The following is a 19,915-nucleotide window of genomic DNA, read 5'->3' on the forward strand; positions in this document are numbered from 1 at the left end:
CCGGCGTCAGCCCGCGGCGGGCGTCCCCGTTCCCAGGACCTCGCCGTCCGCGTCCAGCGCCTGGACCGCGACGTACGCCGCGCCGTCGGGCACGGGTGCGAGCGCCGTCTCGAAGCCGTCGCGCGGCGCCTCGGCCACGGTCTCGGCGTCGTCCTCGGACTCGCCGGCCACGAGCCGCCACGCCGCGACCTCCGTCGCGCCGTTCCAGCTCGCGTGCGCCGTCCCGCCCTGCACGACGACGGCCGGCGGGTCCGTGGGGCGGCCCACCCAGTCGTCGGTGCGGTAGGAGCGGTACGACTCGCCGGCCTCGAGGGGGAACTCGCGGACCAGGGTGCCGTCCCCGGTGTACTCGCTGACCATCTGGCCGGAGCCCCAGCCGATGGTGACGTTCCCGTTCTCCATGACCTGGACGTTGCCCTGGCTGCCGGCGAGGAGCTCCGGGTCGCTCGGGAGCCACTCCTGGTCGACCGTCGCGGTCATCGCGTCGGTGTCGAGCGCCAGCCGCAGACCGCGCGAGCGGTCGCCCACGGGCGGGTCGCCCTCGTTGTCGAACAGGGTCAGGGTGCCGTCGTCGTGCAGGCGGGCGTCGTGCTGGTACGCGAACCGTGCGCCGGTGCCGTCGTCGGGGCCCTCGAGGTCGAAGTCGCCCGACTTCCCGCCGAGCACCCACTCGACGTCGCCGCTGTCGAGGTCGATCTTGTACACCGCGGAGGTGTTGCGGGCGGAGATCAGCAGGTCGCCGTCGGGCGCGAGGTTGGCGCTGTTGACGTGGAACCAGTCGAACGGGGCCTCCTCGGAGCCGTTGGAGCGGTCCTCGTCGTCGTTCGGGCTGGTCATGGTCTCGGTGATGTCCACGTGGTCGGACGCGCGCCACTCCCACAGGACGTCGCCGGAGTCGATGTCGACCTCCTGGACGACGTTGTCGAACCACCAGCCGTCCTCCGGCCCGTCGACCGCGGTCAGGTCGTGCTCCTCGGGGACGTAGGCGAGCAGCAGCATGGTCCCGTCCGGCGTGATGGTCGCGTCGTGGATGTCCGCCATCTGCGGGTCGACGTCGCCACCGGTCGTCACGCGGCCGATCTCCTGGTAGGACTCGTCGAGGATGACGATCTCGCCCTCGCCGTGCCCGATGAACTCCGTCTCGCCCTCGTAGTAGGTCATGACGGGCTCGCCGTCGAGCTCCTGGACGCGCACGTCGTACGCGGCCTCGTCCTCCGGAGCGATCCACACCGGCTCGCCGGCCGTGTCCACGAGCAGCGGGCCCTTCTTGGGCGCCGCGCTGAGCTTGGGCGCGACGACGTACAGCCCGTCGTCGTCCGCGGGGGCCGACGCCGCGGCCGGGCCCTGCGTCATCGGCAGCACCGGCGCGATCAGGTCGGTCGAGCGGTAGCGGTGGACCGACGGCGGCGGCGCGGAGTCCGACGGCGTGGGTGTGGGCTCGGGGTCGTCCGACCCGGTGCAGGCAGCGACGGCGAGCACGGTGGCGAGGGTCGTCGCGAGTGCTCCGGTCGCCCGTCGGTGAGGGGACTGTCGGGGGTCCATACGCCGAGCGTACGGACCAACGGTCGCGGTCACCCAGGAAACCGCCGTCCGAACGGACCGCTGCGATCCCACCGACGAGAACGACCTGGGGGTCGTGAACATTCAGATGACGCCCCCCAGGTCGTTCTCGGCGGAGGAGCTACGCGAGGTGGTCCGCGACGAGGCGTTCGGAGAGGCCCGTGTACGACGCGGGGGTCAGGGCCGCCAGGCGCTGCGCCACGTCGTCGGGCAGGCCGAGGCCCGCGACGAACTCCTGGAGCCGGGCGCGGTCCACGCGCTGGCCGCGCGTGAGGTCCTTGAGGCGCTCGTACGGGTTCTCCATGCCGGGCACGCCCGCGACGGACGCGGCGCGCATGGCCGACTGGATGGGCTCGCCGAGGACCTCCCAGTTGTGGTCGAGGTCGTCGGCCATGAGGTCGGCGTTCGCGGCGAGGGCCTTGAGGCCGCGGCGCACGTTGTCGATCGCGAGCAGCGAGTGGCCGAACGCGGAGCCGATGTTGCGCTGCGTCGTGGAGTCCGTGAGGTCGCGCTGCAGGCGGGACGTCACGAGCGTCGCGCCGAGCGTGTCGAGCAGCGAGCACGAGATCTCGAGGTTGGCCTCGGCGTTCTCGAACCGGATGGGGTTGACCTTGTGCGGCATGGTCGACGACCCGGTCGCGCCCGGCACCGGGATCTGCGTGAAGAACCCGAGCGAGATGTACGTCCACACGTCGGTCGCGAGGTTGTGGAGGATCCGGTTGAAGCGCGCCACGTCGGCGTACAGCTCGGCCTGCCAGTCGTGCGACTCGATCTGGGTGGTGAGCGGGTTCCACGTCAGCCCGAGCCCGGTGACGAAGTGCCGCGAGACCTTCGGCCAGTCCACGCCCGGCACCGCGACCGTGTGCGCGCCGTACGTGCCCGTCGCGCCGTTGAGCTTGCCGAGGTACTCGGCCGCGCCGACGCGCCGGAGCTGGCGGCGTAGCCGGTGGGCGAGGACCGCGACCTCCTTGCCGAGCGTCGTGGGCGTCGCGGGCTGGCCGTGGGTGCGGCTGAGCATGGGGACGTCCGCGAGGTCGCGCGCCATGTCGGCGAGCTGGTCGGTGAGCGCGGTCGCGGCGGGCAGCCACACCTGCTCGACGGCGCCGCGCACCATGAGCGCGTACGACAGGTTGTTCACGTCCTCGCTGGTGCACGCGAAGTGCACGAGCTCGCCGACGCCCGGCAGGACGGTGCCCTCGCCCAGGGCCTCGGGGGCTGCGGCGAGCCGACGCTTGACGAAGTACTCGACGGCCTTGACGTCGTGCACCGTCTCGCGCTCGATCGCGGCGAGCTCGGCGACCTCCTCGCCCCCGAACGTCGCGGGGATCTGCCGCAGGTACGCGACCTCCGTCTCGGAGAGCTGGGGCGCACCGGGTACCACGGGACGGACCGCGTTCTCGTCCACCACCTGCACGCCGTTGCACAGCGTGATCAGCCACTCGACCTCGACGTGGATGCGCTCTCGGTTGAGCGCGGCCTCGCTCAGGTGGTCCACGAGCGGCGCGACGGCGGCGCGGTAGCGGCCGTCGAGCGGTCCGAGCGCGATCGGCGGGGTGACGTCGGCGAGGCTCGCACGGACAGGGGTCGCGGCAGGAGTGTTGTCGGGCACGGGCCGATTCTCCCACGGGTGCCCGACGCCGTCCCTGCCCTTCCGCAGTCCGGGCGGCCGCGCCCGCGGCCGGGTGGGAGCCGTTCTGGCCGTCCACAGGACGGGGCCGTGCGCCGCCGTCCACAGCGGCCTCCGTGCGGCGTGCTGCGGCCGCCGCGGCTTCCTACGCTCCCGGCATGACGACCTCGACACCGCTTCCGATGTGCCGTGCAGCCACGCCGTTCGCCGTGATCGACGCGCGCTCGCACCTGAGCACGTGCGCAGGCGACACGACGTCGGTCGCCGCCGACCTGCGCGCCCTCGACGTGGCCTGGGCCGGTCCCGCCGCGCAGGCCTACGGCGACGCGATCACGGACGCGTGCTCGCTGCTCGACGTGGTGCCCCCCGCCGTCGAAGACGCCCTGCGCCTCCTCGACGCGTTCTCGGTCCAGGCGGAGGAGGACGCGACGGCGCAGGCGCTCGCGCAGGCCGCGACGGGGCTCGGGTCGTGACGGACGCGCTCCCGGCGCCGTCGGTCGTCATCCGGGGCGGGGGAGCTCCCACCGCCGTCGACACCGTGGTCGTCGCCGCACAGGCGCTCGTCGTGCGCACGCTGGCTGCCCGGCTCGCCGACGTCGCCGGGAGGTGCCGGTCGGCGCGGGTCACGCTCTCCGGCGTCGGCCCGTCGCACTTCGCCGTCGGGGGTGTCGGTGCCTGGGGAGGGGCGACCGTGCCGAGCTGGCCGGCGGCGCAGCCGTTCCCGTGGTGGCCCGCGCACGTGGGCCGCGCGAAGCAGGCGGCGCTCGACGCGCTCGACGGCCTCGTGGCGCAGGTCGAGCAGCGCGAGTCGCAGGTGCGCGGCATCGGCGACCGGATGCAGCAGGCCGTCACGGTGTACGACGACGCCGCCCTGAGCGCGGAGCAGCAGGTCGCGGCGCTGGAGCTCCTGCTGCGCGGAGCGGTCGTCCGGTTCTCGCCGCTGGGCCCGTTCGTCCCGTCCGTGCTGGAGCCGGTCGTCGGGCTCGGTGTCGACGGCGCGGCGCCGGCCGTGGCGGACTGGGTGCGCGGCGAGGGGTTCTCGCCGGGCCGCGTCGCGACCGAGACCGCCGCCGGCCATCCCGCCGCGGTCGCGTGGCTGTCCCGGTGGATCGGGCTGCTCGACGTCGGGTGGTGGCGGCGCCCGTGGGTGCCACCGGGCGTGGGGAACGCGTCGTCGGTGCTGAACGGGTTCACGTCGAGCGACCGCTCGCGCTACCTCGACGACCCGCAGGTCACGCGGCTCGCGACCCCGCCCGGCCTCGACCTGCCCGACTCCCGCGACGCGGCCACCGCGCTGGACGCCGTGGACGTGCTCTACGACACGGACGTGCTGCCGGGCTCGGTGGTCAGCGTCCAGCGCGTCGACAAGGGGGCGGGCGAGGCTCCGTCGTGGGTGGTGGCGATCCCCGGGACCCAGTCCGGGCCGGGCAACGTCTTCAGCATGCGGTCCAACTTCACGCTGATGGACGACGACGTGGACCACCGTGCGGACGCGGACAGCGTCAAGGCCGTGCTCGCCGCGATGGACGACGCGGGGATCCGGCCCGACGAGGACGTCCTGCTCGTCGGCCACAGCCAGGGCGGGATGGTGGCGTCCGTCGTGGCGGGCGCGACCGTCGGCCGGTACTCGGTCCGACACGTCGTGACCGCGGGGTCACCGGTCGCGGGGTACGAGCTGCCGAAGGGTGTGAAGGGGACGCACCTCGAGACCCAGGGCGAGGGGGTCTCCGACCTCGACGCGGCGGAGAACCGCGCCACGCCGGAGCGCGTCACCGTGACCGGCGAGTTCCGGACCGCCGCCGGGGAACCGATCGGCGACGTCCCGCACGGCGTCGGGTTCCACCAGCGCGTGCTCGCGGAGGCGACCGACGTCGGCGACCGCGGGCTCGAGGAGAACCTGGCCGACGTGGAGGAGATCCTCGCCGGGGACCGGGATGATCCGCAGCTCTACGAGGCGCGCCTCGTCGAGCCGCCGGAGCGGTGCGTCGCACCCCTGGCGCTGCCGGCGCCGTTCGGCCCGCCCTCGTTCCCGCCGCCCGGGCTCGTCCTGCCCCCGCGCGGCGCGTGAGCTCAGTCGTCGCGGCGCTTGGGCACCACGGCGGAGATCGCGAAGTTCAGCAACGAGATGATCAGCGCCGCGAGGAGCGCCCACCAGAACCCGCCGATGATGCGGATGCCCCAGTCGGTCTGCTCGGTGATCCACGCGGTCAGCATCAGCATCAGGGCGTTAACCACGAGCGTGAAGAGGCCGAGCGTCAGGATGTACAGGGGGATCGACAAGACCTGGACGATCGGCTTGATCACGGCGTTGACCAGCGAGTACAGCAGGGCGACCGCGAGGATGATGACGAGCTTGCCGCCCGCCGTGTCGGATCCGACGATCTGGAAGTGGTCGTCGATGAACAGGCTGGTGAGCCAGATGGCGAGGCCGGTGACGAGGACGCGCAGGACGAAGCTCATAGCGGGCATCCTCGCACCTCGCCCGGGTCGAGGTCACTCACCCGCGCGTGTTCAACCGCCGATGATCACGGTCGGGCATCCGGGCCCGACGACGTTCCCCCCGTGGACGGTGGTGTCCCCGACCCGGGCGGCGGGCAGGCCCGAGACGAGGACGGTCACGCTCCCGACGGCGATGCCGTTCGGTGCGGGGGACGCGCACACGACACCGACGCCGTTCGCCACGGCCAGCGGCCTGCCCCCCACGAGCACCGTGGGGACGGTCGCGCCGGGGGTGACGGGGCCGCCGACGTGGGGCTTGGGCCCGTCCGAGAGGGGGCAGACGACCTGGTCGCCCGCGCACGCGGCCGGTCCGGTGGGCATCAGGGTGCCGAGCCCGAGTCCGAGCCGCCGTCCGCGCTCTCCTTGCTGTCCTTGCCGGCCTTCTCGGCGTCGGGCGTGAACATGGTCCCGCCGAAGTACATGGACGTGTCGCACGCGTCCGGCGCCGGGTCCTCGCCCAGGGGAGCGCCCGGCTGGCGGCACGTGACCTCCATCGTCAGCACGGAGCCCTTCGCGAGCGTGATGGGCGACTGGAAGTGGTAGTCGAGGTCGCGGAAGTTCTCGAGCGCGAAGTCGAGGAGCTCGTCGTCGTCCTGCGAGATGGTGAGGCGGCCGAAGTCTCCCTGCGGGTTGCTGAGGATGACGTCGTCGATCGTGAGCGTCGACTTCTCCGGGACCTCGAAGGTCACCGAGTCCGTCTCCCCGGCACCCGGCTGCGAGTCGAGCCGCTGGCGCACCGGTACCGACGTGCCCGACGGCGGGACGAACTCGGCGACCGCGTCCTCGGTGTCGGAGAGCGTCGTCCCGGCCTCGGTCGCCGCGACGTTCGCGTCCGACGCCGCCCCGGACGCCTCCTGGGCCGCGCTGGACGCCTCCTTCGCCGCCTCCTGGGCCTCCTCGGCCGCCTCCTGTGCCTGCGTCAGGTCGTCGCCGACGGCCTCCTTCGCGGCGGACGTGATCGCGGGCTTGAGCAGCGTGAACCACAGCACGACGAGCAGCACGAGCAGCGCGAGCAGGGCCAGCAGCGCCTTGAGGAACCACTTGGGCAGCAGCGCCGTCTGCACGTGCGTGCCGTCGAGCGTGACGGGGACCGAGTTGTCCGCCTCCACCTGGACGACGAACGGCAGGGTCTTGTCCGCGCCGCGCCAGAACGTCTTGCGCGGGCGGACCTTCACGTCCGTGAACGAGGCGGTGCCGGGCGCCACGGTGAGCAGCGGTTCCTTGACCGTGAACACGAGGTCGTCGGTGCCGTCCGCGCAGGCCAGGATGACGGACATCGGGGTGTTGCCCCGGTTGTCGACGGCGACCTGGTGCTTGGCGCCGCGCCGCCCGTGCGTCGTGCGCGGGACGAGCTCGGCGGTGGTGTCGAGGAACGGCAGCACCTCGACGACGCCCTCGGGGACCACGGCCTCGTCGGGGTGCTCGAGCGGGATGACGCGGATCCCGAACTGCAGCTCGCCCGCGGGGACCTCGGCGTTGCGCGGCGGACGGAACGTCAGCGTCGCCGTCGTCGCCGTCTCGGGGTAGAGGCCCTCGATCATGGCGGGCTCGACCACCGTCCAGCCGGCCGGCACACCGAGGACCTCGAGGCGGTACGCCTCGACGATCGTCCCCGTGTTGCGCACGGTCAGCGGGACGGTGACCTCCTCGCCCGGGATGAGCGCGATGCTCGTCGCGTCCAGGGTCGCCAACGTTCCCATGCGCCTGACGCTAGGGCGGGCACCGCGCGCCGGGCAGCGGCGCCGGGGCGGCCGATCGGGCACCTGTCCTGCCCGTTGAGTCCTTGATGAGTGCACGGAGAGCGGCCTGTGGAGACTGATCCTCCCGGGCTGACGACGACCCGGGCGGGGTGCGACGACTGCAGGGAGCAAGGGCGATGGAACGAGTCACGGTGTCGGTCAGTGCGCAGGACGCGATCTCGGAGGCGGGGGTCGTCAGTGCGCTGCGGCCGCGCCCCGAGGTGCGGGTCCTGGGGCAGGGGGAGGATCTGCGCGACGCGCAGGTCGCGGTGGTGGTCGCGGACCAGCTGGACGACGATGCGGTGCGCCTCGTCCGCACGGTCCAGCGCAACGGGGGCGGACGGTCGGTGCTCGTCGCGGGCCGGCTGGACGAGAAGGACGTCGTCGCCGCGGTCGAGGCGGGCGTCGTCGGCATGGTGCGGCGGTGCGAGGCGACGCCGGACCGCCTGGTCACGGTCATCCGTGGCGCCGCCGGCGGGGAGGGGAACCTGCCGCCCGACCTGCTGGGCAAGCTGCTCGGCCAGGTGGGCTCGCTCCAGCGGCAGGTGCTGCAACCCCGCGGGATCACCTTCACGGGGCTCGCGCTCCGCGAGGTCGAGGTCCTGCGGCTCATCGCCGACGGGTGCGACACCGCCGAGGTCGCGCGCCACCTCGCGTACTCCGAGCGCACGGTCAAGAACGTCCTGCACGACATCACGTCCCGGCTCCAGCTGCGCAACCGCGTCCACGCCGTCGCGTACGCCCTGCGGGAAGGCCTCATCTGACCGCCACGGGGCGGCCGGACGGCTCGTCCGGGCCGGCTCTGCCCTTTCGGGTACCCGGGACTGCACGTTCTGCGGGACCACGACAGGTGCCACGGCGGGCGGCCGCAGTGCAGCGTGAGCCGAGAGTGCGGTCACGTGAGGCGGTTCGGGAGGTGAGCGGTGGAGAAGGTCGGGACGGGGCTCGGGCTGCTCGCCGTCGTCGGGCTCCTGGTCGGCGGCGCCCTGATCGTGCCCGACGACGCGGCCGGGGCGACCCGTCCGCCCGACCTCCCGTCGCCCGCCGCCCAGGAACCACGTGTCGCGTTCAGCCTGGACCGGGACGAGGTCGCCCAGGTCGACCTGGACTTCTCCCTGGACGTCAACGGGAGCGCCGGGTACGTCCTCGACGGCGTCGAGCTCACCGATCTGCAGGTCGGTGAGACGGGCCGGGCACACGAGGGAGAGACGTCGTCGGTCGTGCCCGACGGCGGGTCGGACGAGTACCAGCAGGCGTATGCGCTGGTGAGCGCCCGGGGAGCGAACGAGGACGTCGACGTGTACGTCCGACTGCTCCCGGCCGGCGCGCCCGAAGACCTGCCCGAGGACCAGTGGGAGACCGTCCGGGTGACGTGCGACGACGCGCAGGAGAGCCACCCGGTGCTCACTGCCGACCTGACCCAGGTCGCCTACTCGACCGACGTCTCGGGCGACTGGGAGGTCGTGGTCGCCCCGGTAGGGGAGCGGTGCGCCGGTGACGACGCCGTCTCGCCCGCCCCCGACCCGGACGCGGACGACCTGTGGCCGGCCTGGGGACCGGACGACGCCAGCGTCTTCTTCTCCAGCACCCGGGACGACCCGCTCGGCGACATCTACGCCGTCCGGCTCGAGACGGGTGGCGCCACGACCGCGTCCGCTGCGGTCGCCTCCCCCCCGATCGTCACGACCGCCTACACCGCGTCCGCGTCGGCCGCCGTCGTCGTACCCGACGGGCCGGTGGAACGGCTCACGGACGACCCGGGCGCGGACACGATGCCGACCGTCCTCATGGACGCGCAGCAGGAGCCTCTGGTCCTGTTCACGACGACACGGTTCCGTGCCGAGGGGTCGGTCGCGACGTTCGAGCTGGGCTACTACTGGAGCGAGGGTGACTCGGCCGGCACGGTCACCGTGCACGACCCGTGGAGCGACGCGCCCGACGGAGCGGGACCGGACGTCGGCAGCGAGCCGACGGCGCGCCTCGTCGACCTCGACGACGGCGGCAGCGGCATCCTGGTCGCGTACACGGTGCCCGATGAGGAATCGGCCGAGCCGGCGGTGTGGGTCGCGTACCTGAGGGTGAGGTTCGGCGAGCCCTCCGCAAGCGTCGCCTGGGCGATCCCGTCGGTGGCCGGGGTCTCGCACCCCGACTGGGCGACGGTCCGGGCGATGCAGGGTGGGTTCTACTCCGACGAGGAGACCGAGCCCGGCAGCGCGCGCCTGCGGTTCACGCAGCGGTCCGGGGCACGGGACGTCGCGGACGGTGCCACCGCCGGCGGAGCCGGTCCGACGGACGTACGCGTCCTGACGGACCGGCCGGCCACCGAGGACCACCTCGACGACTCCGCGCCCGCGTACTCGCCGGACGGCACGCGGGTCGCCTTCAGCGCCCTGCTCCCCTCGGACTACCCGCAGGACTCGGAGGCACAGATCCGTGACATCGCCGTCGTCGAACCCTCGACGGGTGCGGTCTCGACCCTCGTCCCCATGGACCTGTACGGCCTGCACAACCCGGACTGGTCGCCGGACGGCGCGCGTGTCGCATACTCGGGGCTGAGCGGTTCCCAGGAGCGCATCGGTGTCGGGTGGGTGGACGTCGGTACGGGTGCCACGGACTGGACCCCGGACGACGGCGGGGGGCCGTGGACGCCGCTGCACCCGTCGTGGGCGCCCGACGGCGAGAGGCTCGTCGCGGAGGCCGGGAGCGTCGACGACGACGACCGGACGCCGTACCTCGGGGTCCTCGACGTCGACGCCCGCACCTGGACGCCGCTGACCATGGAGGTGGTGGACGACTGCTACCGACCCTACGAGGAGTACAGCTGCCCCACGGCCGAGGCGTGGGTGCGAGGTCGTGACCCGGCCTGGTCCCCGGACGGGTCGCAGATCGCGGTGGCGGGACTCCGGCTGGTCTCGCCCGAGTCCGAGGACGAGCTCGGTCCCGAGCCGTTCGCGCTCGACGTGGCGCCCGGTGGCATCTCGGTGATCGACGTCGCACCCGGCGTGGCGACCGGCACCGCGCCGGCGGACGGCACCCCCGCCGTCGTGGGTGTCCAGGCGGCGACAGGCTTCGACCGGTCGGCGCAGATCCGCACGACACAGCCCGACGTCGTGCCGACCCCCGATCCGGACGACCCGACCGAGGAGCCCACGCCCGACCCGGACCCGGAGCAGGTCGCGACGCCCAGCCGCGCGCGCATCGCCTGGTCCGACGGGCCCGCCTGGTCGCCCGACGGCGCAGAGATCGTGTTCAGCGGCCAGCCGGCAGGGCGACCCGACGACCGCGACCTGTACGCGGTCGCACCCGACGGGACGGGCCTGCGCGTCGTCGTCGACAGTGCGGGACCGCTCACCGACCCCGACGTGCAGCCGGTCGGGGACCTCGCCCTGGACCTGACCGCAGACCCGGCACGCCTGGACGTGGACGGGACCTCCGCGGTCGCGGCGACCGTCGCCAACGAGGGGACCATCCCTGCTGCGCCGACCGTGGTCCTCGCACTGCCGGCCGGGCTGCGCGCCGGCGACCTCCCGTCCGGGTGCACCGCCGAGTCCGGGACCACGCCCGGCACGTCCCTCGTCACGTGCCCGGCGACGCAGCCCCTGGCGCCGGGAGACGAGCTCACCACGGTCGTGCCGGTGGTCGCCGAGGTGTCCGGCTCGTTCGACGTCGCGGGCGCCGTCACCAACCCGGGCGCGGAGGACGACGTGGACGACAACGTCGACGAGACCTCGTTGCAGGTGGACGGACCGGTCCCGCCACCTCCTCCTCCTCCCCCGGTCCCGGTTCCGGTGCCAGGGGGTGAGGCCGCGCTCGAGATCGACATCGGCGTCTCCGCGGAGCGCGCCTGGGTGGGCGGGCACGGCGTGGACGTGACGGTCACGCTGCGGAACACGGGCGACGCGACCGCGACCGACCTCGTGCTCGCGTCCACCTACCCGCCGGGGCTCGCGCCGTCGGGCATCCCCGAGCCACCATCAGGCACTGCGCCGTCCGACGCCGCGGCGTCGGGCGGCGAGTCCCCGGACGATCCGGTCTCGGACGGCCCGACGACGGATGGACCCGGCGCGGACGGCCTGGCGACGGAAGGGCCCGCCGCGACCGACGACTGCCTGGGCGGCTGGGGAACGTGCCCGCTCGACGACCTCCCGCCCGGGGGCGAGCTCGTGGTGTCCTCGACGCTCGAGCCGGTCGGTCCGGCCGGGACCGGCACGGTCGACGCGAGCGTCACCGGCCGTACGGTCCCGGTCGTGACTCTCGGCGGACTCCTCGGGGACGCAGCGACCGGTGGCCCCCTCGAACCGGACGAGCCGCTGACGGGAGAGGCAGCGGTCGACGTCGAGGTCGTCCAGCCCTGGCTGCGGATCCTGCCGGACGTGGCCTCGCCCGGCGACGTCGTGCTCGCCTACGGCGAGGACTTCCCGCCGGGTGAGGACGCGATGCTGACCTGGTCGGACGGCATCACGTCGGCCCCCGGCCCGTACCCCGTGAACGAGGACGGGCGCCTGAGCGTCCCGGTGCTCGTCGTGCGCAACGACCTGCGCGGCAACCGGTGGCTGCGCGTGACGAGCGGGCCACCGCCCGCCATGACGACGCCCCGCGTGGTGGACGCCTCGACGTCGGACCTGGAGGCGGACCCGGACGCGGAGCCCGTCCCGCCGTGCCCGGAACCACCCGCGGCGCCGCCAGACCCGGACGCCACCGACGTCACCGACCCCACCGACCTCACCGATCTCACCGACCAGACAGCTGCCGCCGACGCGGGGTCCGCGGACCTCGCCTGGTGCGAGGTCGACGGCGCCACGCTCGTCGTGACCCCGACCGTCTCGGTCCCCGAGACGTTGGAACGGAGATGAGCGCATGATCACCGAGGTCGACGACGCGCTGCGCGCCCTGGTGCGCGAGGCGCTCGGCGAGGTCGAGGTCGCGTTCGACGCGCCCACGAAGGACTGGGCCGCGCGCCGCAACGCCCCGACGGTCGACGTCTACCTCTACGACGTGCGCGAGGACGTGAAGCGTCGTAGCCACGGCACGATCGAGCGGCGGGCCGAGGACGGCACCGTCTCCGCCCGCAGCGATCCGCCCCGCCACTTCCGGCTGTCCTATCTGGTCACCGCATGGACGCAGCGTCCCGAGGACGAGCACCGGCTCCTCGACACCGTGCTGCAGACGCTCATGAGCCTCGACGCGCTGCCCCGGGAGCACCTCGTGGGCAGCCTGGCCGAGGTCGGCGCCGACGTTCCGCTGACCGCAGGGATGCCCCCGGCGGAGGACCGCAGCGTCACCGACGTGTGGACCTCGCTCGGCGGGGAGCTCAAGCCGTCGGTCGAGGTCGCGGTGACCGCGCCGTTGCTGCGCAGGACGCGGCGCGAGCTCGGCCCGCCCGTGCGCGAGGAGCTGCTCCTCGGCGCCCGCTCCACCACCGGCGACGCGGTCGACGACGAGCGCCGCCGGCACCGGGCACCCGCCGCGGCCGACCGCCCGGCCCCCGCTGCGCCGCCGGCCGGGACCTCCCGGCCGCCCCGGGCGAGGAAGCGGTCATGACGGACGCGAGCGTCGCTCACCTCCTCGGCCGCCTCGACGTCCTCGAGGAGCGCGTGCGCGCGCTCGTCGCCCGACGCCGCGTGGGCGACCCGACCGCCGACGACCCGTTCCGCGGCCTGTACCTGACCGACGCCGCGGTCGACCACCTCTTGGGCGGGCCCGCACCAGGTGCCGACCTCGTCGTCGCCGCGGACCGGCTCTCGGCCGTCGAGCGGGCCGCGGACGCGGCCGAGGGGAGCGGCGCGCGCGTCCGCCTGCGCTCGCTCGCCCGCGCGTTCGACCTCACTGACCTCGACACCGAGCTCCTGCTCGTCGCGCTCGCGGGTGAGATCGACCACCGGTTCGAGCAGCTCTTCGGCTACCTCAACGACGACGTGTCGCGCCACCGGCCCTCGGTCGGGACGGCGTTCGCGCTCTGCGGGGTCCCGCTCGCGATGGCGCCCGCGCGGCACCGGCTCACGCACGGGCCGCTGGTCCGCAGCGGGCTGGTCGTCGTCGAGGACCTCGACCGGCCGCTGCCGGGCAGGGCGCTACGGGTCCCGGACCGCGTCGTCGGGCACCTGCTGGGCGACGACGCGCCGGACCCGGCGCTCGCGGACGCCCTCACGGACCTCGTGCCGGTGGAGTCCGACGACGCCGCACGCCTGCGCCGGGTGCTCGACGCCGGGGTGCGCCTGGTGTACGTGCGCCAGCCGTCCACAGGGTCGGGCGCGTCCGCCGCGGTCGCAGCGCTGAGCGCGACGGGGCGCGACGTCGTCGGGCTGGACCTGCGGCGCGTCGGCAGCGACCCGGTCGGCCTGGTCGGTGCCGCGGTCCGGGAGTCGTGCCTGCGGGACGCCGGGCTGGTCGCCGGGCCGCTGGACGCCGTGCTCGGGTCCGAGGGCGTCGTGGCGGAGCTGACCGAGGGCGTGGGCGTGACCGTGCTCGTGGGGGAGCGCGCGTGGGACCCGGACTGGTCGCGCGCGGCGCCCCTGCTCCTGGACGCGGACGAGGGCACGACGGCGCAGCGGGCGGCCCTGTGGGGGGCCGCCCTCGGGGACGTGGCGGGGGACGTCGACCTCGACGACGTGACGGCGGCGTTCCGGCTACGGCCCGAGCAGGTGGTGCGGGCGGCGCGGGCCGCCGGTGCGCAGGCCGTGCTGCGGCCCGACGGCCGGGTGTCGGCCGACGACGTGCGCCGCGGTGCGCGGGCGGAGAACGGGGGCGCGCTCGACCGGCTCGCGCGACGGGTGGAACCGGCAGTCGGGTGGGACGACCTCGTGCTCGCCGGCCCCGCGCTGCGGGCGCTGCGCGAGGTGTCGCAGCGCGCGCGGTACCGCGACAGGGTGCTCGGCGACTGGGCGATGCGCCCCGGCGGTGCGCGCGGCCGGGGCGTCGCGGCGCTCTTCGCGGGCGGGTCCGGTACCGGGAAGACGATGTCGGCCGAGGTCGTGGCGCACGACCTCGGTCTCGAGCTCTACGTCGTGGACCTCGCGGCGGTCGTCGACAAGTACGTCGGCGAGACGGAGAAGAATCTCGAACGGATCTTCACCGGCGCGGCCGGCGTCAACGCGGTGCTGCTGTTCGACGAGGCCGACGCGGTGTTCGGCAAGCGCACCGGCGTCCAGGACGCGCACGACCGCTACGCCAACATCGAGAGCGCCTACCTGCTGCAGCGCATGGAGACGTTCGACGGCCTCGTGATTCTCTCGACCAACCTGCGCGCCAACATCGACGAGGCGTTCACACGGCGCCTCGACGTGGTCGTGGACTTCCCCGTGCCCGACGACGACGCCCGTCGCCTCCTGTGGGACCGGTGCCTCGGCACCGTGGTGCCGCGTGCGGACGACCTCGACCTCGACTTCTGCGCCAAGGCGTTCGAGCTCGCGGGCGGGGGCATCCGGTCCGCCGCCGTGAGCGCCGCGTACCTCGCGGCCGCCGACGCCGGGGTCGTCGAGATGCGGCACCTTGTCACCGCGGTGCACCGCGAGTACCGCAAGCTCGGGCGGCTGACCCAGCCGGGCGAGTTCGGACCGTACTGGGAGCTGGTGGAGTGATGTCCGAGCACGAGGAGAAGCCCCGCGGCCGGGCGCGACGGGTGGCGCACGAGACGACCCTCGACCCTGTGCGGCGGCCGGGCCGGGCGCGACACGAGGCGGCGGGGGTGCTGACCTCGACCGACCCGGTGCAGAGGACGCTCGACGCGTCCGCGGTCCGCGGGTTGCAGACAGGGGCCGGCAACTCGTCCGTCGCGCAGTCGCTGAGTCCCGAGGCGGCGGTGCAACGCAGCGTGACCACCGAGGAGCTGTTCGCCGCCGACCAGGAGGTCTTCGACGCGGTCCTCGAGACGTTCCCGAAGCATCTCACCGCGGTGATCGGGGAGCCGGTCTCCTTCGTCGACGTGCTCGACCACGCCCAGGACGCCCCGACGCTCATCGGCCAGGTGCGGTTCTTCCTGAAGTACCAGGAGGAGTGCCGGGCGGCAGCGAAGAAGCTCCTCGCGGAGGGTGGGAACGTCGTGGCCGAGCGCGCCGCCATCGAGGACAGGCTCATCGACGCGTTCGGACGATGGGGGCGCCTGCCGTCAGACGTGGTGCCGAGGCTCGCGTCAGCGCTCTCCGGGCGCGTCGCGCTCCACTCCCCGGACGGTCTTGCGAGGGCCCGGTACGCCGAGTGGTTGGCGATCCCCGGGGTTCAGGTCACGAAAGAGAAGAAGCTCCTGGTCGCGATGCAGTCCTCCCAGGTGGTGGCCTTCGCGAACCGGCACATCCAGCCTCGCAAGCTCAACCTGCGGTTCGGCAGCGTGGGGATGCACGACTCGATGCACGAGGCGCTGCACATCCTCTCGGGCGCCGGGTGGGACAAGCACGTCGGGCTCGGCGACGCTCAGGGCTGGCCCGCCACCGTGGAGGGGGCGACCGAGCTCATGACGCGGTTGCTGCTCCAAGACCTCGGCATCGCCAAAGGCGGCGACTACTACCTCAAGGAGGTGAACGAGGCGCTGCGACTCATGAAGCTTGCCGGGATCGACGTCGTGCAGCTCGTCGGCTACTACTTCCAGGATGCCTCGGTCTTCCGCGGCGTGCTGAGGATCAAGGAGGACGTGCAGGGGGGTGGCGGATTCATCTCGTCCGCCGTCCTCGACTACACCGGCGGGAGCCGGAAGAAGAAGGTCGGCGCACACCCGAAGGAGGCGACGCAATGACACGCGAGCCGGAGTCCACGGGTCACCACGTCGTCCGGGAGCGCCCGGCCGATCGGCAGGAGCGGCCGACAGGCCCGGCCGGCGCGCGGGCGGCCGAGGCCGTGGGCCCAGCCGTCGACGCGGTCACCGGAGGGCGGGACGCGGTGCTCGGCGAGGAGCAGCTCCGGATCCTGCAGCGTCACGTCGGGAACGGGGTGCTCCAGCGCGCCCTCGACGGAGGAGGGCGGTCACCGGTGCTCGACGTCGTCGGCCGGGGGGGCGGGTCGCCGCTCGCCCCGGAGGTGCGTGAGGACATGGAGTCGCGACTGGGCGCGAGCTTCTCCGACGTGCGGGTCCACACCGGAGGGACTGCTTCGACGTCGGCCGCAGCCGTCGGGGCGCATGCCTACACCGTGGGCCGCGACGTCGTGTTCGGCGCCGGGAAGTTCGACACCTCGTCGATGTCCGGGCGGACGAGGCTCGCGCACGAGCTGACGCACGTCGTCCAGCAGCGCAGCGGCCCCGTGTCAGGTACCCCGACCGGCGACGGCGTCAGCATCTCGGACCCGGGTGACCGCTTCGAGCGCGAGGCGGAGACCACGGCGCTGCGCGCGATGCGTTCTCCGTGACGGGGTGGCACCCGGTGGCTCGCGACCCGCTACTTCTGTTGATCAGACAGCAAAACATGCCTACCGGTCGACAATGACTCGGAGGTTCCCTAGGCTGCTGAACGTCCCGACGGTGCGGTCGGGATCCCGACGAAGGAGTCGTCCATGTCTGCACGCCTCGTCCGACGTCCGCTCGCCCTCGCCGTCACCGGAGCGCTGCTCCTGACCGGTCTGGCGCTGCCCGCCGGTGCTGCCGACGCGGTGCCCGACCCCGAGGTCGTCGGCCCGGTGCCGAGCACGTCCGCCCCCGGCGACCCCGCCCACGGCTACCCGTTCCTCGCGACGGACTACGACCTCGCCGGGCACGGCTACGTCGAGGAGGAGTTCTTCCTCGAGGGCGAGGCGACGCGGTACCAGGCCGACGGCGCCACGGACGCGACGGTCCTCAGCACCGGCCACGACTACCGCACCCGCATCGTCGTCCGTCGCCCCGCGGACCCCGCAGCCTTCAACGGCACCGTCATCGCCGAGTGGTACAACGTCTCGAACCAGTGGGACCAGGAGGTCGACTGGTTCCAGACGCACGAGCACCTCGTGCGCGAGGGCTACGCCTGGGTCGGCGTCTCCGCCCAGCGGGCCGGCGTCCACTCCGCGACCGGTCTGCGCACCTGGAGCCCTGAGCGCTACGGCACGCTCGACCTCACCGACGGCGGCACGGTCACCGACGACACGCTGTCGTGGGACGTCTTCAGCCAGGCGGTCCAGGCGGTGCGCGAGCCCACCGGCACCGCACCGCTCGGACCGCTCGACGCCGAGCGCGTCGTCGCGACCGGGCACTCGCAGTCGGCGGGCCGTCTGTGGTCCTACGTCAACTCCGTCGACCCGCTCGCGGACGTGGTCGACGCGGTCGTCCTCCACGGTGGCGGCGGCGCGATCCGCGACGACATCGCGACCCCGGTGTTCAAGATCAACAGCGAGACCGACGTCGGGATCGACCTCCTCGGTGCCGCGCAGCGCCAGCCCGACACCGACCTGCTGCGCACGTGGGAGGTCGCCGGGGCGTCGCACGGCGACTGGAAGCTCATCACGGACTACGGGCGCCTGCGCATCCGCGACATCGGCACCGCGCCCGGGGGCTATCCGGGTACGCCGCAGACGTGCGACCAGCCCTCGGGATCCCGTGTGCCGCAGCACATGGTCCAGAGCGCCCTGTACGACCACGTCGCGGCCTGGGTGGCCGACGGGACGGCACCGCCGTCGGCGTCGCCTATCGAGCTCACCGAGGACCCGCGGACGGTCGTGCGCGACGAGCTCGGCCTGGGCCTGGGCGGCATCCGCCTCGCCCAGCAGGACGTGCCGTTCCGGATCAACTCCGGCGCCAACGCGGGTCCCGGGTTCTGCTTCCTCGACGGCAGCTCCGCGCCCGTCGACGACGCCACGCTCGCCGAGTGGTACCCGGACGCGCAGGAGTACGCGGACGACGTCGTCGCGTCGACGAGCGCCGCGGTCGAGGCCGGCTATCTGGCCGCGGACGTCGCGGCCGATCCGGCCTGGTACACCGACGTCATCGAGCTCGTGGGCGACCGTATCGACGCCGGGACCGTCGAGGCCGCGGTCGGCGAGCAGATCCAGGACCGCATGCAGCGAGCGCTCGAGGCGGCCGACGCCGGCGACTGGGAGGCAGCCGACGGCTTCGTCGAGGAGGCACAGGCCCTCGGCGACACGCAGGTGGACGACGCCGACGCGGCGGCGAGCATCGTGCGCTCCACCACGGCGGTGCGCGGGATCATCGAGCTCTCGGGGACGACCGACGGACTGGCGATCTCCAGGGCGGCACAGTCGCGTTGCCTGGCCGGGAAGGCCTACGTGGCGGTCCGGGCCACGAACGACGACTCGGTGCCGGTGGACATCACGCTGACCACGCCGTTCGGCGAGAAGACGGTGGCGGATGTGGCGCCGGGTGCGTCCGCGTACCAGTCGTTCGCGTCGCGGTCGACATCGGTCACCACGGGCAGCGCCCAGGTGTCGGCGTCGGGTGACGGCCGGTCGTTCGCCGCCGACGTCGCGTACGACGTCCTCGACTGCGGCTGACGCGTCGCCCGATCCGGTCCGGGTCGGTGACAGCCCGGGGCAGCGGTTCGGCCCCGGTCGCTGTCCCGGGGAGGAGTGCGCGGGTGGGGGTTGCCCGCCCCGCGAGAGAGTGTTCAGCGGTCCCGGCTGTGCGCCGCGAGGATCTTGGCGACGTCGGCGACGTCGGTCCGGACGCCCTCCGCGATGGTCATGACCAGGTCGTAAGCGTCATCCTCCTCGAACGTCAGCACCCGATCGTTCACGTCGTAGAAGTACAACGTGGCGAGCCAGCCGAGCCGCTCGTTCCCGTCGATGAGCGAGCGGTTGTCCGTGACGGAGATGAGCAGGGCTGCGGCCTTCTCGTGGAAGCCCGGGTAGGCGTCCTGCCCGTACATCGAAGCCGCTGGCCTCGCCAGGGCTGATGACAGCAGTCCGGCGTCGCGGACCTCGGGGTCGCGACCGAGGATCACGCGAGCGGCTGCGAGCAGGTCGCTCTCGTCGAGGTAGATGGTCACCGTTGGCCTCTCTGCCTGGTCAGGCCAGGCGATCCATGAGCGGCCGGTTCTCGTCGTACAACCTCCGGAGGGCGGCGTCGCGAGCGTCGACGCGCTTCTTGTCGTACTCGATAACCGCGCGCTCGATCGCGGTGTTGGCCGAGGTGTGCTCGGTCTCCACGATGCGATCAAGGGCGGCGGCCGCGTCCGGCCCCAGCCGAAGGGTCCTTGCTCGTGCGGTCATGGTGCAGCTCTCTATCGTCGGAGCTTGTTGAGGACACCAGGACGGTACCACCGTGACACCGCCGCGGTACCGGTCCGGTACCGCGGCGGTGTCATCTAGCCCTTGCGGGTCGACGCGTTGCGCTCTCCGCGACGCAGACCGCGTGAGCGCCTGACGAACCGTGACGAACCTCTCCGACCGGACAGACCTGTGAATCGCAGAGATAAGTGGCCGGTTTTTCGCAGAGCTATCTGACCGTTTACGGGCTCATCCGATCTGAGGGTGTAGCCGTGGTCTGAAGCCGCCGGCCTCGAGCAGGGATCGTGCGATGTAGTGGGTCAGGTTGCGGAAGCCGAGGGCGGAGCCGCGCAGGTGCTCGAGCCGGCCGTTG

General features: G+C 73.3%; 16 protein-coding genes. 9 read left to right on the forward strand and 7 right to left on the reverse strand.

Features of this window, described 5'->3' with window-relative positions:
* Positions 1-6: 6 nt before the first annotated feature.
* Both IF651_RS11420 and purB read right to left on the reverse strand, forming a co-directional pair.
* Positions 7-1,542 carry an arylsulfotransferase family protein gene (locus IF651_RS11420; protein ID WP_191829239.1) on the reverse strand — a complete coding sequence of 512 codons (1,536 nt, stop codon included), beginning with the start codon at positions 1,540-1,542 and terminating at the stop codon, positions 7-9.
* A gap of 139 nt (positions 1,543-1,681) precedes the next feature.
* The gene (purB, locus tag IF651_RS11425; protein ID WP_191829240.1) at positions 1,682-3,169 is read right to left on the reverse strand and encodes an adenylosuccinate lyase; all 1,488 of its coding nucleotides are present in this window, start codon (positions 3,167-3,169) and stop codon (positions 1,682-1,684) included.
* 176 nt (positions 3,170-3,345) lie between these two features.
* Between purB and IF651_RS11430 the strand changes: the two genes are divergently transcribed.
* Together IF651_RS11430 and IF651_RS18240 are read left to right on the forward strand one after the other, a co-directional pair.
* Positions 3,346-3,660: a hypothetical protein gene (locus IF651_RS11430; protein WP_191829241.1), complete on the forward strand. Its 315-nt coding sequence runs from the start codon at positions 3,346-3,348 to the stop codon at positions 3,658-3,660.
* Positions 3,657-5,255, forward strand: coding sequence for a PGAP1-like alpha/beta domain-containing protein (locus IF651_RS18240; protein ID WP_191829242.1), 1,599 nt, complete (start codon positions 3,657-3,659; stop codon positions 5,253-5,255). The genes IF651_RS11430 and IF651_RS18240 overlap by 4 nt, the downstream gene beginning before the upstream one ends.
* A 2-nt stretch (positions 5,256-5,257) precedes the next feature.
* Here IF651_RS18240 and IF651_RS11440 read toward each other — a convergent pair whose 3' ends face one another.
* From IF651_RS11440 to IF651_RS11450, 3 genes are read right to left on the reverse strand one after another with little or no spacing between them, the layout of a single operon-like run.
* Positions 5,258-5,647 (reverse strand): phage holin family protein, encoded by a 390-nt coding sequence (locus tag IF651_RS11440; protein WP_191829243.1) that lies wholly within the window; start codon positions 5,645-5,647, stop codon positions 5,258-5,260.
* Between the two features lie 51 nt (positions 5,648-5,698).
* Positions 5,699-6,007, reverse strand: a complete 309-nt coding sequence (locus IF651_RS11445) for a PAAR domain-containing protein (RefSeq protein WP_191829244.1) — start codon at positions 6,005-6,007, stop codon at positions 5,699-5,701.
* Entirely contained in the window at positions 6,007-7,386 is a 1,380-nt protein-coding gene (locus IF651_RS11450) for a COG1470 family protein (RefSeq protein WP_191829245.1), read from the reverse strand. The genes IF651_RS11445 and IF651_RS11450 overlap by 1 nt, the downstream gene beginning before the upstream one ends.
* A 176-nt stretch (positions 7,387-7,562) precedes the next feature.
* Between IF651_RS11450 and IF651_RS11455 the strand changes: the two genes are divergently transcribed.
* The 7 genes from IF651_RS11455 (at position 7,563) to IF651_RS11485 (ending at position 18,828) form a co-directional block, all read left to right on the forward strand.
* On the forward strand, positions 7,563-8,189 hold the full coding sequence (locus tag IF651_RS11455) for a helix-turn-helix transcriptional regulator (RefSeq protein ID WP_191829246.1): 627 nt from the start codon (positions 7,563-7,565) through the stop codon (positions 8,187-8,189).
* 159 nt (positions 8,190-8,348) lie between these two features.
* Complete coding sequence (locus tag IF651_RS11460) at positions 8,349-12,278, forward strand: PD40 domain-containing protein (RefSeq protein ID WP_191829247.1); 3,930 nt, start codon at positions 8,349-8,351, stop codon at positions 12,276-12,278.
* A gap of 4 nt (positions 12,279-12,282) precedes the next feature.
* On the forward strand, positions 12,283-12,966 hold the full coding sequence (locus tag IF651_RS11465) for a Pvc16 family protein (protein ID WP_191829248.1): 684 nt from the start codon (positions 12,283-12,285) through the stop codon (positions 12,964-12,966).
* Positions 12,963-15,002, forward strand: coding sequence for an ATP-binding protein (locus tag IF651_RS11470; protein ID WP_191829249.1), 2,040 nt, complete (start codon positions 12,963-12,965; stop codon positions 15,000-15,002). Before IF651_RS11465 ends, IF651_RS11470 begins: the two co-directional genes overlap by 4 nt.
* Positions 15,002-16,150: a hypothetical protein gene (locus tag IF651_RS11475; RefSeq protein ID WP_191829250.1), complete on the forward strand. Its 1,149-nt coding sequence runs from the start codon at positions 15,002-15,004 to the stop codon at positions 16,148-16,150. The genes IF651_RS11470 and IF651_RS11475 overlap by 1 nt, the downstream gene beginning before the upstream one ends.
* Entirely contained in the window at positions 16,147-16,758 is a 612-nt protein-coding gene (locus tag IF651_RS11480; protein ID WP_191829251.1) for an eCIS core domain-containing protein, read from the forward strand. The genes IF651_RS11475 and IF651_RS11480 overlap by 4 nt, the downstream gene beginning before the upstream one ends.
* A gap of 144 nt (positions 16,759-16,902) precedes the next feature.
* Complete coding sequence (locus tag IF651_RS11485; RefSeq protein ID WP_191829252.1) at positions 16,903-18,828, forward strand: alpha/beta hydrolase domain-containing protein; 1,926 nt, start codon at positions 16,903-16,905, stop codon at positions 18,826-18,828.
* 113 nt (positions 18,829-18,941) lie between these two features.
* On the opposite strand, the gene IF651_RS11490 is transcribed toward IF651_RS11485, so the two are convergent.
* Both IF651_RS11490 and IF651_RS11495 read right to left on the reverse strand, forming a co-directional pair.
* Entirely contained in the window at positions 18,942-19,322 is a 381-nt protein-coding gene (locus IF651_RS11490; protein ID WP_191829253.1) for a Fic family protein, read from the reverse strand.
* Between the two features lie 19 nt (positions 19,323-19,341).
* Positions 19,342-19,545, reverse strand: a complete 204-nt coding sequence (locus tag IF651_RS11495) for a hypothetical protein (protein ID WP_194720129.1) — start codon at positions 19,543-19,545, stop codon at positions 19,342-19,344.
* Positions 19,546-19,915 lie beyond the last annotated feature (370 nt).

It is taken from the genome of Cellulosimicrobium arenosum (assembly GCF_014837295.1).
Lineage (GTDB): Bacteria > Actinomycetota > Actinomycetes > Actinomycetales > Cellulomonadaceae > Cellulosimicrobium > Cellulosimicrobium arenosum.

What these genes read in the sequence shown, in the direction of transcription:
- IF651_RS11420 (WP_191829239.1), bottom strand. Translation starts at nt 1,542, where the DNA reads ATGGACCCCCGACAGTCCCCTCACCGACGGGCGACCGGAGCACTCGCG.
- IF651_RS11430 (WP_191829241.1), top strand. Translation starts at nt 3,346, where the DNA reads ATGACGACCTCGACACCGCTTCCGATGTGCCGTGCAGCCACGCCGTTC.
- IF651_RS11440 (WP_191829243.1), bottom strand. Translation starts at nt 5,647, where the DNA reads ATGAGCTTCGTCCTGCGCGTCCTCGTCACCGGCCTCGCCATCTGGCTC.
- IF651_RS11445 (WP_191829244.1), bottom strand. Translation starts at nt 6,007, where the DNA reads ATGCCCACCGGACCGGCCGCGTGCGCGGGCGACCAGGTCGTCTGCCCC.
- IF651_RS11450 (WP_191829245.1), bottom strand. Translation starts at nt 7,386, where the DNA reads ATGGGAACGTTGGCGACCCTGGACGCGACGAGCATCGCGCTCATCCCG.
- IF651_RS11455 (WP_191829246.1), top strand. Translation starts at nt 7,563, where the DNA reads ATGGAACGAGTCACGGTGTCGGTCAGTGCGCAGGACGCGATCTCGGAG.
- IF651_RS11465 (WP_191829248.1), top strand. Translation starts at nt 12,283, where the DNA reads ATGATCACCGAGGTCGACGACGCGCTGCGCGCCCTGGTGCGCGAGGCG.
- IF651_RS11470 (WP_191829249.1), top strand. Translation starts at nt 12,963, where the DNA reads ATGACGGACGCGAGCGTCGCTCACCTCCTCGGCCGCCTCGACGTCCTC.
- IF651_RS11475 (WP_191829250.1), top strand. Translation starts at nt 15,002, where the DNA reads ATGTCCGAGCACGAGGAGAAGCCCCGCGGCCGGGCGCGACGGGTGGCG.
- IF651_RS11480 (WP_191829251.1), top strand. Translation starts at nt 16,147, where the DNA reads ATGACACGCGAGCCGGAGTCCACGGGTCACCACGTCGTCCGGGAGCGC.
- IF651_RS11485 (WP_191829252.1), top strand. Translation starts at nt 16,903, where the DNA reads ATGTCTGCACGCCTCGTCCGACGTCCGCTCGCCCTCGCCGTCACCGGA.
- IF651_RS11495 (WP_194720129.1), bottom strand. Translation starts at nt 19,545, where the DNA reads ATGACCGCACGAGCAAGGACCCTTCGGCTGGGGCCGGACGCGGCCGCC.